19 protein-coding genes are annotated in these 13,846 nt (G+C 67.7%); 12 read left to right on the forward strand and 7 right to left on the reverse strand.

Annotated elements, in window-relative coordinates; all coding sequences use genetic code 11:
- Positions 1-31: 31 nt before the first annotated feature.
- Positions 32-916 carry an alpha/beta hydrolase gene (locus ACI3KT_RS11275; RefSeq protein WP_292906150.1) on the reverse strand — a complete coding sequence of 295 codons (885 nt, stop codon included), beginning with the start codon at positions 914-916 and terminating at the stop codon, positions 32-34.
- 3 nt (positions 917-919) lie between these two features.
- Positions 920-1,891 (reverse strand): cation diffusion facilitator family transporter, encoded by a 972-nt coding sequence (locus ACI3KT_RS11280; protein WP_404904312.1) that lies wholly within the window; start codon positions 1,889-1,891, stop codon positions 920-922.
- A gap of 59 nt (positions 1,892-1,950) precedes the next feature.
- On the opposite strand from ACI3KT_RS11280, the gene proC reads away from it, so the two are divergent.
- Positions 1,951-2,790: a pyrroline-5-carboxylate reductase gene (gene proC / locus ACI3KT_RS11285; RefSeq protein WP_404904314.1), complete on the forward strand. Its 840-nt coding sequence runs from the start codon at positions 1,951-1,953 to the stop codon at positions 2,788-2,790.
- 219 nt (positions 2,791-3,009) lie between these two features.
- On the opposite strand, the gene ACI3KT_RS11290 is transcribed toward proC, so the two are convergent.
- From ACI3KT_RS11290 to ACI3KT_RS11305, 4 genes are all read right to left on the reverse strand, one after another.
- Complete coding sequence (locus tag ACI3KT_RS11290; protein ID WP_404904316.1) at positions 3,010-4,602, reverse strand: hypothetical protein; 1,593 nt, start codon at positions 4,600-4,602, stop codon at positions 3,010-3,012.
- Entirely contained in the window at positions 4,584-5,360 is a 777-nt protein-coding gene (locus ACI3KT_RS11295; protein WP_292906158.1) for an ABC transporter ATP-binding protein, read from the reverse strand. The genes ACI3KT_RS11290 and ACI3KT_RS11295 overlap by 19 nt, the downstream gene beginning before the upstream one ends.
- A gap of 89 nt (positions 5,361-5,449) precedes the next feature.
- Complete coding sequence (locus ACI3KT_RS11300) at positions 5,450-6,121, reverse strand: TrkA family potassium uptake protein (RefSeq protein ID WP_307294877.1); 672 nt, start codon at positions 6,119-6,121, stop codon at positions 5,450-5,452.
- A complete protein-coding gene (locus ACI3KT_RS11305) occupies positions 6,114-7,544 on the reverse strand; it encodes a TrkH family potassium uptake protein (RefSeq protein WP_307294880.1) in 1,431 nt (476 codons plus the stop codon). The genes ACI3KT_RS11300 and ACI3KT_RS11305 overlap by 8 nt, the downstream gene beginning before the upstream one ends.
- Positions 7,545-7,645: 101 nt before the next feature.
- On the opposite strand from ACI3KT_RS11305, the gene ACI3KT_RS11310 reads away from it, so the two are divergent.
- From ACI3KT_RS11310 to ACI3KT_RS11360, 11 genes are all read left to right on the forward strand, one after another.
- Positions 7,646-8,062 carry a helix-turn-helix transcriptional regulator gene (locus ACI3KT_RS11310; protein ID WP_292906164.1) on the forward strand — a complete coding sequence of 139 codons (417 nt, stop codon included), beginning with the start codon at positions 7,646-7,648 and terminating at the stop codon, positions 8,060-8,062.
- 86 nt (positions 8,063-8,148) lie between these two features.
- Positions 8,149-9,078, forward strand: a complete 930-nt coding sequence (locus ACI3KT_RS11315; protein ID WP_307294886.1) for a cyclase family protein — start codon at positions 8,149-8,151, stop codon at positions 9,076-9,078.
- A gap of 74 nt (positions 9,079-9,152) precedes the next feature.
- Complete coding sequence (locus ACI3KT_RS11320) at positions 9,153-9,344, forward strand: helix-turn-helix domain-containing protein (protein WP_292906174.1); 192 nt, start codon at positions 9,153-9,155, stop codon at positions 9,342-9,344.
- A 30-nt stretch (positions 9,345-9,374) separates the two neighbouring features.
- Positions 9,375-9,872, forward strand: a complete 498-nt coding sequence (locus ACI3KT_RS11325) for a hypothetical protein (protein ID WP_307294888.1) — start codon at positions 9,375-9,377, stop codon at positions 9,870-9,872.
- A gap of 113 nt (positions 9,873-9,985) precedes the next feature.
- Positions 9,986-10,084 carry a 30S ribosomal protein bS22 gene (locus ACI3KT_RS11330; protein WP_003792170.1) on the forward strand — a complete coding sequence of 33 codons (99 nt, stop codon included), beginning with the start codon at positions 9,986-9,988 and terminating at the stop codon, positions 10,082-10,084.
- Positions 10,085-10,164: 80 nt separating this feature from the next.
- Positions 10,165-10,467 carry a rhodanese-like domain-containing protein gene (locus ACI3KT_RS11335; RefSeq protein ID WP_404904318.1) on the forward strand — a complete coding sequence of 101 codons (303 nt, stop codon included), beginning with the start codon at positions 10,165-10,167 and terminating at the stop codon, positions 10,465-10,467.
- Positions 10,464-10,748, forward strand: coding sequence for a glutaredoxin family protein (locus ACI3KT_RS11340; RefSeq protein WP_292906180.1), 285 nt, complete (start codon positions 10,464-10,466; stop codon positions 10,746-10,748). Before ACI3KT_RS11335 ends, ACI3KT_RS11340 begins: the two co-directional genes overlap by 4 nt.
- The gene (locus ACI3KT_RS11345; protein WP_292906182.1) at positions 10,745-11,047 is read left to right on the forward strand and encodes a Dabb family protein; all 303 of its coding nucleotides are present in this window, start codon (positions 10,745-10,747) and stop codon (positions 11,045-11,047) included. Before ACI3KT_RS11340 ends, ACI3KT_RS11345 begins: the two co-directional genes overlap by 4 nt.
- 130 nt (positions 11,048-11,177) lie before the next feature.
- Positions 11,178-11,987 (forward strand): basic amino acid ABC transporter substrate-binding protein, encoded by an 810-nt coding sequence (locus ACI3KT_RS11350; RefSeq protein ID WP_292906184.1) that lies wholly within the window; start codon positions 11,178-11,180, stop codon positions 11,985-11,987.
- A 32-nt stretch (positions 11,988-12,019) separates the two neighbouring features.
- The gene (locus tag ACI3KT_RS11355) at positions 12,020-12,817 is read left to right on the forward strand and encodes an amino acid ABC transporter permease (protein WP_292906186.1); all 798 of its coding nucleotides are present in this window, start codon (positions 12,020-12,022) and stop codon (positions 12,815-12,817) included.
- Positions 12,814-13,569 carry an amino acid ABC transporter ATP-binding protein gene (locus ACI3KT_RS11360; RefSeq protein ID WP_292906188.1) on the forward strand — a complete coding sequence of 252 codons (756 nt, stop codon included), beginning with the start codon at positions 12,814-12,816 and terminating at the stop codon, positions 13,567-13,569. The genes ACI3KT_RS11355 and ACI3KT_RS11360 overlap by 4 nt, the downstream gene beginning before the upstream one ends.
- 73 nt (positions 13,570-13,642) lie before the next feature.
- Here ACI3KT_RS11360 and ACI3KT_RS11365 read toward each other — a convergent pair whose 3' ends face one another.
- Positions 13,643-13,825 (reverse strand): YegP family protein, encoded by a 183-nt coding sequence (locus ACI3KT_RS11365; RefSeq protein WP_130495960.1) that lies wholly within the window; start codon positions 13,823-13,825, stop codon positions 13,643-13,645.
- Positions 13,826-13,846: the final 21 nt, after the last annotated feature.

The following is a 13,846-nucleotide window of genomic DNA, read 5'->3' on the forward strand; positions in this document are numbered from 1 at the left end:
CGCTGCCGTCGCAGCCGTTCGAGCTTCGGGCTCAGCCCGTCGCCGCATCCGTCAGCCGCGCCACCAGAGTGAGATACCCCTGAGCGCGCTCGTCGAAGTAGCCGGGATGCCGGATACCCCGCTCGTCGACGGCGGTCTGCGACGCGTGTCCCTCGACAGCGACGCCGAGCACGAGGTCTCCGTCCACCCCCGGCGCCTCACCGCCGTCGCAGTCGTAGACGATGACGCCACGAAGATCGCGCGGGTCGACGGGGTGGTGGCCGAGTCTCCCGAGCGGCGCGGTGCCGTCGCCCGCGCCCTCGGTCGCGTAGAAGACGACCTCCCCATCGGCGATCGCCGACTCGATGGCCGCGCCCGCCGCGTGCGTGACTCCGGCCGAGGCGATCGCGAAGGCCGTGTGCACCTCCTCGGCGATGTTCAGTGCGAACATCTCACCGAGCAGCGTCGTCGAGTACGAGTAGGTCACGACCGCGATGTGCGCGCCCGGGTTGCGGTCCGCCAGCCGGTCGATGTCGACAGCGAGGCGGGCCGCCCCGATCGTGGCGTGCTTGGTCGCGAGGACGCTGGTCTGCGTGCCGGAGTCCCACCCGAACCAGGCGATGGTCGCGACCGAGCGCGGCGTGCCGCGCACCACGCATGAGCGGATGACGTCCGCGCACACGCGCTGCGCAGCATCCGCCCACCCGGGGAGCGCCTCGAGATCCGTCTCGATGCCGTGCATCAGGTAGACGACGAGGTCCGCCCTGTCCGGGTCGCCGAAGGCGATCACCGCATACGGGCGATCACCGGCGATCCAGAAGGACTCGAGCCGTGCCTGCGAGTCACGGTCGAGCACACTCTTCACGGCGCGCGCCTTCGCGAGCGTCGCCGCGGGTAGATCGGTGCGTGCGAGGGCCGCCTGCAGATCGCGCAGCACGGCTCAGTCGGAAGACTTGAGCACGAACACGTCCGTCGACGGCTGCGGGTCGATCGCCGGACGGTAGACGTCGGGCTCGATGTAGACGACGCGGGCGACGGGCACGGCATCGCGGATGCGCGCCTCGATCGCGTCGATGTCGTCGGCGACCTCCCGCAAGGGCTTGTTCGCGCTCATCGCGATCTTGGCGGCGACCATCAACTCGTCGGGGCCGAGGTAGAGCGTCTTCATGTGGATGATCTTCTCGATCTCATCGCCCGCGTTGATCGCGTCGACGATGCGGTCGTAGTCAGCCTGGTTCGCTCCTTCGCCGACCAGGAGGCTCTTGGTCTCGATGCCGAGCACGATCGCGATCGTCACGAGCAGCAGACCGATCATGATCGTGCCGAGGGCATCGAACAGCGGGTTCCCGGTGATCAGGGTGAGCCCGACGCCGAGCAGCGCGAACGCGAGTCCGATCAGCGCTCCCGTGTCTTCGAGCAGGACGACGGGCAACTCGGGAGCCTTCGCGCGGCGGACGAACGACACCCACGACTGACCCTTCTCACGGACGTGGTTGCTCTCCCTGACGGCCGTGCGCAGCGAGAAGCTCTCGAGCGCGATCGAGATCACGAGCACGACGAGGGGCAGCCACCACCACGCCGGGTCGAGCGCGTGCGGCTCGCGGATCTTCTCGACACCTTCGTAGATCGCGAACACGCCACCGACCGAGAACAGGATGATCGAGACGACGAACGCCGACACGTAGCGTTCGCGCCCGTATCCGAAGGGGTGCTCGCGGTCGGCGTCGCGCTTGGCGCGCCTGCCGCCGAACATCAGCAGCAGCTGATTGCCCGAATCGGCGACCGAGTGGATGGCCTCTGCGAGCATGGATGCCGACCCCGAGAGCGCGGCAGCGATGAACTTCGCGAGGGCGATGCCCAAGTTCGCCAGGAACGCTGCGACGATGGCCTTGCTGCCTCCGGATGCACTCATGGAACGAGTCTAGATCTCCGTCCCGATCGAGCGAGGGGAGCCCGCCGTAGGATGACGACATGGCTGATTCTCTTCCCGCTCTCGCTTTTCTCGGTGCCGGTTCCATGGGAGGAGCGATCCTCCGCGGCGTGGTGGCTTCAGGCATCACTGTGGACGGCGGGATCACCGCCACGAACCGCTCGGCCGACAGCGCGGCCGCGCTCGCCGAGGTTCCCGGTGTGAAGAGCATCGCGCTCGAGGAGCAGCCCGACGGCAACCTCGACGCGGTGGCCGCGGCAGGAGTGGTCCTCGTCGGCGTGAAGCCGGCCATGGTGCCCGATTTGCTGCGCGAGATCGCCCCTCGCCTGAAGCCGGAGACGATCGTCGTGAGTGTCGCGGCCGGCGTGACGTTGCAGACCTTCGCCGATGTCCTCGGCGCGGGCGCCCGAGTCATCCGGTCCATGCCGAACACTCCGGCGACGGTCGGCAAGGCGGTCACGGGACTGGCGGTCGGAGCATCCGTCAGCGCCGATGACCTCGCCGTCGTGCGACGCCTCTTCGAGACCGTCGGCGCGGTCATCGAGGTGCCCGAGTCGCAGATCGACGCGCTGTCGACGATCTCAGGATCCGGTCCTGCCTACGTCTTCCTGCTCATCGAGGAGTTCACCCGGGCCGCGATCGGCATGGGGTTCACCGAGGCGGATGCGCGGCTCATGGCCGAGCAGACCTTCATCGGCGCGACGGCGCTGCTCGACGCCTCGGGTGAGAATCCGGCCGAGCTGCGGCGTCGAGTCACGAGCCCGAAGGGCACGACCGAGCGCGCGATCGCGGTGCTGCAGGACGCTCACCTCGACCGCACCTTCGCGGAGGCCGCTGCCGCCGCCCTGGTCCGTGCCAAGGAGCTCGCCGCCGGAGTCTGACCGCGCAGCATCCGCGCCTGTTCCCGAGAACCACTGCCGGTGCGAGAAGCACCGTCTCCCACTCGAAAACAGGTCAACCGCGCGAGATCAGGAGCGTTCGGCCGTATCGTCCTGTTCTCGAGCGGTTGACCTATTCTCGGACCGGATGCCGGATGCCGGATGCCGGATGCCGGATGCCGGATGCCGGATGCCGGATGCCGGATGCCGGATGCCGCGCGTTTAGGCCTCGCTCGAGACCTCCGCGAGCACCTGCGGCCAGCGGCGGTCGAGCACGCGCCCGCCGAGCGCGGCGCCGCCCCAGATCGCCGCCGCCCCGACCGCGAGACCGCAGGCGAGGCTCACCCAGCCGAGCACCGGCGTCCAGAACGCGGCGATCGCGAATCCGAGCGCGGGAGCGCCGAGGATCAGGGTGATCGGAGACATGACGGCCATCGCGATGAGCGACTGCACTCCGCCCGACGATCCCCGTCCGAAGGGATTGGCCTCGGGTGCGGGTGCGCGGCCGGGCAGGAAGCTGCCGACCCACGCGCCGGCGCCGGCCGATATCGCGCCCAGTCCGAGGGCGGCGCCGAGGCTCCCGGGCATGAGGTCGGGGCGCCCTGCCAGAACGCAGCTCGCGACGCACAGCACCAGGAGCAGCGGAACCGCGATGATGCCGAAGCCGAGGAGGCGCCCGAAGCGGTCTGCCGACCCGCGCACGCCGGTGTGGATGTGCAGGGCGAGGGCGTCGTTGTCGTAGGCGAGCGCCATCTGCATGATCGTGCCTGCGAGCAGAGCGTCGATCGCCGGCACGAGCGTGACGACCGGACCGAACCCGATCGACTCGTCCTGCAGACCGTTCATGAAGACGACGCCGATGAGGATGGCGGGCAGGAACAGCATCATGACGACGTTGACGACCTGGCGGGGGTCGCGGCGGAAGTACCGCAGCGAGCGGGCGGCGATGGCGCCGACAGCGGTGGCGGGCAGCATCCGATCGATCACCCCGCCCGAGCGCACGCGTCCGCCGCCGCTGGACTGGATCGGAGCGACCAGCCGGGCGGCGAGCAGCGCCTGCGAGGCGAACCAGAGCACGGCGACCGTCGCGAGCCCGATCAGCAGCCGAAGACCTGCGGCGCCGATGTCGCCGGCGACGATCGAGGCGGGCACGCCGAAGGCGGCCGCGAGCGGCGTCCACCCGAGCACGTCGGCGGCGTCCGCGAACACCGAGCCGACGTCGCCCATCTCCCGCACGGCGGCGAGCGCGAGGTTGATCAGCAGGCCCGAGCTCGCGGCGAGCAGCACGCCGATCGTCATCACGAGATCGCGGCTGCGGCGGCGTGCCAGCCATCGCGCGAGCAGTCCGCTGATCACGCGCGCCCCGAGGACGCAGGTCGCGAGCGCCAGAGGGATGATCAGCACTCCGACCAGGAGAGCGAGTCCGTTCACGGACCATCCGAGCAGCATGAGCGCGAGCGCCAGGGTCGTGCCGAGGCCGCCGATGGTCGTCGCTCCGGCGATGACCATGCCGGGAAGCAGCTGGCGGGCGGTCACGGGCAGCAGCGAGAAGCGCTCGGCGGCCAGCGTGTCGTCGGCGCTCACGAGCAGCGATCCGATCCACCACCCGGCGGTGATCACGGCGCCCGTCAGCACCAACACCGTGACCGCGGCCTCGGGGGCGGCGAAACGCATCGCGAACAGTCCGGCGGCGAGGACGGCGAGGAATCCGAGCGCCATCAACCCGGAGATGATCAGGGTGACGATCATCCACGGGTTGCGGGCGAGCTGGTGACCGAGCTGCCGCCAGCGCAGGCTTACGAGGAGCGCAACCATGCCAGCGTCTCCGTTCCGAGGTCGTGGGCGCCGACCAGCGACAAGAAGCGCTGCTGCAGGCTCATGCCCGCGCGCACCTCGTCGAGGGTGCCGTTCGCGAGCAGGCGGCCTTCTGCGACGATCGCCACCCGGTCGCACATCGACTCGACGAGTTCCATCACGTGGCTGGACAGCACGACGGTGCCGCCGCCGTTCACGAACGCCCGCAGGATCTGTCTGATGGTCTCGCCGGAGACCGGGTCGACGGCTTCGAGCGGCTCGTCGAGGATCAGCAGCCGCGGAGCGTGGATGAGCGCGCAGGCCAGGCCGATCTTCTTGCGCATGCCTGCGGAGTAGTCGACGACGAGAGTGCTGCCGGCGTCCGCGAGCCCCAGCGCCTCGAGCAGCTCTCCCGTGCGCGAGACCACATCGGCTTCGGTCATTCCGCGCAGCAGGCCCGTGTAGCGGAGCAGCTCGGCACCGGTGAGGCGGTCGAGCATGCGGATGCCGTCGGGCAGCACGCCCATGAGCGCTTTCGCCGCCGCGGGGTTCTGCCACACGTCGATGCCGAGGATCCACGCGGTGCCGGCGTCGGGGCGGAGCAACCCGGTCGTCATCGACAGGGTCGTCGTCTTCCCCGCGCCGTTGGGACCGAGCAGACCCAGCATCGTGCCCGCCGGAACGTCGAGAGAGAGGTCGTCGACGGCGACCTTCGGGCCGAACTGCTTGCGAAGGCCGCGGAGGGCAAGGACGGGAGGGGCCGCTGTCTGGTCGGTCATGACTTCATCTCATCACGACGGCGGATGCCGCGGCATCCGCCCTGCGGGGGATATCCCCGATGCCGTCAGCGGACCGACGGCTGCCGGAGTTACCGGTCGAGAGCGGCGAAGCGCTCGATGTCGCTGTTCGTGCCCGACACGATGATGAGGTCGTGATTGGTGACGATCGTGTTCGCCTCGGCGTAGCGGAACGGCTTGCCCGGGCTCTTCACACCGACCACAGTGACCTTGTACTTGGTGCGGACGCCGGACTCGTTCAGCCGCACGCCGCGGATGAACTTCGGCGGGTACATCTTCGCGAGCACGAAGTCGTCGTCGAAGCGGATGAAGTCCAGCATGCGCCCGGAGACCAGGTGCGCGACGCGTTCGCCGGCCTCGCGCTCGGGGTAGATGACGTGGTTCGCGCCCACGCGGGCGAGGATCTTGCCGTGCGACTGGGAGACGGCCTTCGCCCAGATCTGGGGCACCTTCAAGTCGACGAGGTTGGCCGTGATGAGCACGGACGCCTCGATCGACGATCCGACTGCGACGACCGCGACCTGGAAGTCCTGAGCGCCGACCTGGCGCAGCGCGTCGATGTTCTTGGCATCGGCCTGCACGGTGTGCGTGACACGGTCCGACCACTTCTGCACGAGCTCGAGGTTGTCGTCGATCGCGAGCACCTCGCGGTCGAGCCGGTCGAGCTCGCCAGCGCAGGCGGCGCCGAAACGGCCGAGACCGATGACGAGGACGGGGGCGTCTCCGCGGAGGACTTCAACCAACGATCGGCCTTTCAACCGGCAGCGAGTAGTACTGCGTCCGTGATGTCGCGGCGACTGCCGCGGCGAGAGTCACTGTACCAACGCGGCCCATGAAGATGGTGGCCGCGAGCACGTAGGCGCCGGAATCGGGCAGGGACTCGGTGAGCCCTGTGGACAGCCCGACCGTGGCGAAGGCGGAGATCACGTCGAACAGCACATGGCTGATGTCGTCTTTGGTGATCTGGGCGATGATGATCGTCGACAGGGCGACGATGGTGGCGCCCCAGGCGACGACGCTGAGGGCGACGCGCTGTACGTCGCTGGGGATGCGTCGCCCGAAGACCTCGACCGACTGGCGTCCCTTCGCCTCCGACCACACGGCGATCGCGAGCACAGCGAGGGTCGTGACCTTGATGCCGCCGGCCGTGGATGCCGAGCCGCCGCCGACGAACATCAGCATGGATGCCGCCAGCAGCGACGAGCCGTTCAGATCGGCCATGTCGATCACGTTGAAGCCGCCGGAGCGGGTCATCGCAGACAGGAAGAACGCCTGGAACGTGGTGTCGACGGCATCCATCGATCCGAAGGTCTTGGGGTTGTTGTATTCGAGGATCAGGAAGACCGCGGCGCCCAGGAAGAACAGCAGCACCGTCGTGACGATCGTGAGCTTGGTGTGCAGCGACCACTTCTTCACGTGCCAGACGTGCTTGGCCAGCGTGTAGATCACGGGGAAGCCGATGCTGCCGAGGAACACCCCGGCCATGAGGAGCGTGAGCACCAGGTAGTCGTCCTCGAACACGGCGACGCCGCCTGCGTTCGGCGCGAAGCCCGTGTTCGTGAAAGACATGGCGGCGTAGTACGGCGCCTCCCACAGCGCCGCGATGGGATCGACCTCCGCCATGACGAGCGCGGGGTAGAGCAGGATCGCGAGGGTGCCCTCGATCACGAGGGCCGAGATCGCGACGGTCGTCAGCAACTGGCCGACCTCGCCGAGCCGAACGGTCTGGCTCTCGTTCACGACGCCGCCATGAGCGCGGAGCGGGTTCGTGTCGCCCGCCGCCATCAGCTTGGCGCGCAGTCCGAGGCGCTTGGAGATCAGCATGCCCATGAGCGACGCCAGGGTCAGAACACCCAGAGCGCCCACGTTCACGCCGACGAAGACCAGCACGTGCCCGAAGGGCGACCAGTGCGTGGCCATGTCGACGGTGGTGAGGCCCGTCACGCAGATCGTGGAGACGGCGGTGAACAGGGCATCGCTGAGATCGGTGAACTCGCCGGTCGCAGACGAGATCGGCAGCCCGAGCAGCACCGTGAAGATCAGGATCAGCAGCGCGAAGACGACGATCGCGAACCGTGACGGGGACGAGGTGACGATGTGGCGCGCGCGCACCGCGAAGCTTTCCAGCCGACGTCGCGGAGAAGACGCCGATGCGATGCCCGACATCCCGCCCCTTTCGTCTGCTCCCTGCCGCGCCATGCGGTCGCGGCCCGCCGCTGCGAGCCTTCGTCATGGTACTCCGTGCCGGGGGCGGCTAGCCTGATCACATGACGGACATCTTCGACGTGATCGCAGACGGTACGAGGCGCGACATCCTCCAGCTCCTTCTGCGCCGGGCCGAAGAGGGCGACGCGGGCACCAGCGTCGGCCACATCGTGGCCGAGCTCGGCATCAGCCAGCCGACGGTCTCGAAGCACCTCAAGGTTCTGCGCGAGGCAGAGCTCGTCAACGTGCGCGAAGACGGCCAGCGCCGGTTCTACAGCCTGGCGGTCGAGCCGCTGTCGGTCGTCGACGACTGGCTCGTGCCGTTCCTCGTCGACGCCTACGGAGACGACGCGCCCGACATCGACTACCCCTTCCAGCCGCTTCCCGACGGAGCGGCCCACGCGGCCGAGGTGGTCGGCCGTGCAGCCGCCTCTGCGAAGCACGTGGTCGCGAACGCCATCAAGCGGCTCGGCGGCTGACCGGCGCCTCCGCGAGGCGGCTCGCAAAGACGAAGGGGCAGGGCTGAGCGCGCTCGGCGCCCAGTTGTCTTTGTCATGATGTGGTGATGACACAGGCATCGGCGCAGCACCGCGCGCACTTCGACTTCTCGATCTCCTTCGCGAACGGCGGCGGGATGAGCGGCGAGGGCTTCCGTCTCGACCTGCCTCGCCCCGACCTGAGCGCCGAAGAGATCGGCGTGCTTCTCGTGCGGCATCTCGGCCTCGCGCTCGTGCGCGACGTGGACCTGCGCGGGCTGCGCATAGTCGAGGAGACGCATCGCGGCAGCAGGGGAGCGGATGCCGCGGCCCCCGGAGTCGACCGGGTGATCGACCTCAGTCATCCGATCGAAGCGGGAATGATCACGTACCCCGGCCTGCCGGCACCGGCGATCACTCCGCATCTGACCCGTGAGGACTCTCGGGAGAAGTACGCACCGGGAACCGAGTTCGCGATGGACATCATCACGATGATCGGCAACACCGGCACGTACCTCGACGCCCCGTACCACCGCTACGCAGACGGCGGTGACCTCGCCTCACTCGATCTGAACACGCTCGTGGGGATACCCGCGGAGGTGTTCCATCTGCGCGACTCGTGGAGCGCGGATCGTCGGGGGATCGAAGCGGTGACACTCGCGGATCGCGAACTCGCAGGCAGCGCCGTCCTGCTCGACACCGGGTGGAGCAGTCGCTTCGGCACACCGGAGTACGCGGCGGGCGCGCCCTTCCTCACCGAAGGCGGGGCGCGCTTCCTCGTCGATGTCGGCGTGCGGATCGTGGGCATCGACTCCCTGAACATCGACGACACCGAGAGCGGAGGGGCGCGCCCGGCGCACAGCATCCTGCTCGCGGCGGGGGTGCACGTGGTCGAGCATCTGACGAATCTCGATACGGTCCCGGCGCACGGGGCACGGTTCACCGCGGCCCCGCCCGCCGTGCGCGGATTCGGGACCTTCCCGGTGCGCGCGTTCGCCACGACGTCGGAGTCCCACTGATCACAGGGGTCACATGGGTTTACATGCGTCCCAGCGACCCATAGAGTGTGCACATCGAGAAAGGGGTACGTGGGATGCCCGAGGTTCCTGACGTCCGGTTCCTGACGGTGGCTGAGGTCGCCGAACTCATGCGCGTGTCGAAGATGACCGTCTATCGGCTCGTGCACTCCGGCGAGCTGCCTGCGATCCGCTTCGGTCGCAGCTTCCGCGTCCCCGAATCCGCCGTGGCTGAGGCGTTGCAGCGCCCGATCGCCGACGTGGGCTGATCCGCGAGCAGGATCGCCGCAGGAGGCACCGTGGACGCCAGCACTTTCTACGCACTGTTCTCCGCCACCTGCTTCACGCTGACCGGGCTCTGGTGGAACGTGGTCCGTGCCCGCAGCGACTGGACGGCCGATCGCTCGATCCGACGCACGATCGGCGGCGTCTACCTGTCGTTCCTGCTCCCCGCGCTGATGGGGCTGTTCGCCCAGGTCGGCGGGACCGAGAGCCCGCTGATCTGGCGGCTCTCCTTCGTCGTGATCGCCGTCGTCGGCGGGGTGTCGATGCTGCGACTCGTCTCCCAGGCGCGCGGCGACGGCACGCCCCGAGCGGTGCGTTGGACTCAAGCCGGCACCGTCGTCGTGTACGCGGCGATCGCCGTCATCGGCGTCGCACCGCAGTTGGCCGCACCGCTGGGTCTCACCGGCATCCAGGTCGGAGCACTGCTTCTGATCGTCTTGGTCGCGCTCGGTCACGCCCTCGTCTGGCGATTCATGGTGGCTGATCATGCCCTGCACAGCGGTGAGGAGTGAGTGCGTACGAGCGGGCCCCCGCGATTTGCTAGACTGTTCCGAGGCATTTTTCCGTGCCCGTACCCGGGTGTCCGCCACGTGCGACGCCCAGCCCCTGACTTAGTGAGGTTTCCGTGGGTTCTGTCATCAAGAAGCGCCGCAAGCGCATGGCGAAGAAGAAGCACCGCAAGCTGCTTCGCAAGACTCGCCACCAGCGTCGCAACAAGAAGTAAGCGGCCAGACACCGAGCGCCTGTCTCCGGACGGGCGCTTTGTGTCTCCGCCCGCAGTTCCGATCCATCGCAGGAGGACGCATGAAGTCGATCACCGTCGCAGAGCTCGCCGCTCGTGAGAACACGCCGCTCATCGATGTGCGCGAGGCCTACGAGTTCTCATCGGGGCACATCCCGGGCGCCGTGAACATCCCGATGTCCGAGATCGGCAACCGCCTCGAAGAGCTCCCTGCCGAGGCGTTCGACGTGATCTGCCAGATGGGCGGACGTTCGGCCCGTGTGGTCGAGGCGCTCGAGGGGCGAGGATACGACGTCACCAACGTCGAGGGCGGAACCGCCGAGTGGATCGCCGAGGGCCGTGAGGTCGAGGTGCCGTCGGCGTGACCACGCTGACTCTGATCGGCAAGCCCGACTGCCACCTCTGCGATGTGGCTTCCGAGATCATCGACACCGTGATCGCCGATCTTCCGGATGCCGCGGCGGAGAGCATCGAGGTCGTCGAGGCTTCCATCCAGGACGACCCGGCGCTGTACGACCTGTGGTGGGAGAAGATCCCCGTCGTGCTGATCGACGGAGAACTGCATGCGCACTGGCGCTTGTCGGCCGACCGGCTGCGTTCCGCACTCGAAGAGGCCGTGGTGAACGACCTGAAGGAGACGAGATGAGCATCCGCCATGTCGTGAGCTGGAAGCTCGCCGCATCCGATCCCGCCGCCCGCGCCGAGCAGGCCGCCGAAATGGCGCGCCGGCTCAACGCCCTCGCCGGCGTCGTGCCGCAGCTGCTGTCGATCTCGGCCGGTGCCAACGTGGCCTACCCCGACTCCAACTGGGACGTGACGTTGATCGCCGACTTCGACTCGATCGAGGCGCTCGAGCAGTACCAGGTGCACCCGGCGCACGAAGAGGTCGTCGCCTACGTGCGTTCGGTCGTCGCCTCGCGAGCGGCCGTCGACTTCGAGGTCTGACGAAAAGCACTTGCAACAAAAACGTAACCCGGGGAAACGCTGTTCGGCCGTGACGGCCCTCGAGCGCATGTCAAGATGAACACCTACCCGTTCGCGGGCGCGATCCGCCCCCGACTCCCCAGGAGCTGACATGCAGCGTCGCAACATCTTCGCCGGAATCGCCCTCGCGGCGACCGCCACTCTCGCCCTCGCCGGCTGCGCCAGCGGATCAGGTGCGGGTTCCGGCGGCTCGGCGGACGACCCGTACGGCCTCGTCGAGGCCGGTACGCTCACGGTCTGCTCCGACATCCCCTACCCGCCCTTCGAGTTCGAGGGCGGCGACAACGGCACGGGATACACGGGCTTCGACATCGATCTGCTCGACGCGATCGCGAAGAAGCTCGACCTGAAGCTCTCGGTGCAGGACGTCGGCTTCGAGGCGCTGCAGTCCGGAACCACTCTGGCCAACGGCACCTGCGACCTGGGTGCATCGGCCATGACCATCACCGACGAGCGCAAGAAGAACATCGACTTCTCCGAGCCGTACTACGACTCGCTGCAGTCGCTGCTCGTGCGCACCGACTCGGGCATCAAGAGCATCGACGACCTCGACGGCAAGAACGTCGGCGTGCAGCAGGGCACCACCGGCGAGTCCTACGCGACGGAGAACGCGAAGGGTGCGCAGCTCGTGCAGTACCCGTCGGACGGCGAGCTGTGGCCCGCGATCCAGGCCGGCCAGATCGACGCGATCCTGCAGGATCAGCCGGTGAACCTCGAGCACGAGAAGGCCGACAGCGCGTACAAGATCGTCGAGACCTATGACACCGAGGAGTCCTACGGCTTCGCCTTCGAGAAGGGCAAGAAGACCGAGCTGCTCGACGCGGTCAACGGCGCTCTGAAGGACCTCCGCGACAGCGGCGACTACCAGACGATCTACGACACCTACTTCACCGCGAACTGAGCGGCGAGCAGGAATACAGGAGGACCTTGACAATGGCGTTGAGGCGCACTCAAAGACAGAAGCTGTACCGGTACGTCGTCTATGCCGTGCTGATCGCCGTAGTCCTCTGGGCGATCGTCACGACGGACTGGAGCCGGATCGGACCTCTGTTCTTCGACCCCGAGATCGCGGCAAAGATGTTCCCCGGGATCATCACGACCGCACTCGTCAACACGCTGTGGTTCACGGCCGTCGCCTTCGCGGGCGGTCTGCTGCTGGGCATCCTCCTCGCACTGCTCAAGATGTCGAGCATCGGTCCGTTCCGGTGGATCGCGACCGCCTGGATCGAGCTGTTCCGCGGCCTGCCCGCGATCATGACGATCTTCGCGATCTCGCAGGTCCTTCCGATCGCGACCGGGATCTCCGGTCAGAAGCTCGGCGGTCCCGTTGTGCTCGGTCTGATCGGCCTGGTCCTCGTCGCTTCGGCGTATATGGCGGAGACGATCCGCGCCGGGCTCCAGGCCGTCCCCAAGGGGCAGACCGAGGCCGCGCGCTCGCTGGGCATGTCGCCGTTCAAGACGACCTTCTGGATCGTGGTGCCGCAGGGCTTCCGCATCATCATCCCGCCGCTGACGAACGAGTTCGTGCTGCTGCTGAAGGACACCTCGCTGCTCTTCGTGGCGGGCTCGTTCATCTGGTCGAAGGAGCTCACGAACTTCGCCAAGGACGCGACGACGCAGAACCAGAATGCGACGCCTCTGGTGATGGCCGCGATCCTCTACCTGATCGTGACGATCCCGCTCACGCGGTTCACCGCCTACCTCGAGCGACGGATGGGGAACCAGCGATGATCACCGACCTGATCGATGTCCACGCCCCCGCGATCGACGTGCAGGGGCTCGTGAAGACGTTCGGCGACAACGAGGTGCTCAAGGGCATCGACCTCACCGTCACCGCTGGTGAGGTCGTCTGCGTGATCGGGCCCTCGGGCTCGGGTAAATCGACGCTGCTGCGCTCGGTGAACCTCCTCGAGGAGCCGACCGGCGGAAAGATCCTCATCGAGGGGATCGACATCACCGACCCCGACATCGACATCGACGGTGTGCGCACACGCATCGGCATGGTGTTCCAGAGCTTCAATCTGTTCCCGCACATGAGCGTTGTGGGCAATCTCACCATCGCTCAGCGGCGTGTGAAGAAGCGCGGCAAGGCCGAATCCGAGAAGATCGCTCACGAGATGCTCGCCAGGGTCGGCATGGCCCACAAGGCCGATGCCTATCCGACGCAGCTCTCCGGCGGCCAGCAGCAGCGTGTGGCGATTGCGCGCGCTCTGTGCATGAACCCCGACATGATGCTGTTCGACGAGCCGACGTCGGCGCTCGATCCCGAACTCGTCGGCGAGGTTCTGCAGGTCATGCGCTCGCTGGCCGACGAGGGGATGACGATGCTCGTCGTCACGCACGAGATGGGCTTCGCGCGCGAGGTCGGCTCGCGCCTGATCTTCATGGACGGCGGCCACATCGTGGAGGAGGGCGACCCGCGTGAGGTGCTCGGCAACCCGCAGCACCAGCGCACGAAGGACTTCCTCTCCCGCGTGCTCTAGCCCGCACTCCCTGTTTCACGACGAAACCCCCAGCCGCAGCTGGGGGTTTCGTCGTGAGACAGGGGTGTCGGCGTCAGCTCTCGACCTCGACGACCTCGGCATCGGCGGCGTTGCGCTTGACCGAGTCGATGCCGTTCAGGGCACCGGACTTCGAGGCGTAGCCCTGGCCGGTCGCGATGACTTCGCCATTGCCGGCCTTCAGGCGGAATCGGTAGTCCCCGCCCTTGTCCTGATACAGCTCGAATTTGCCTGCCATGAGGCGTCCTTTCTCTCCGGG

Source organism: Microbacterium sp. ZW T6_19 (assembly GCF_044987465.1).
Classification (GTDB): Bacteria; Actinomycetota; Actinomycetes; order Actinomycetales; family Microbacteriaceae; genus Microbacterium; species Microbacterium natoriense_A.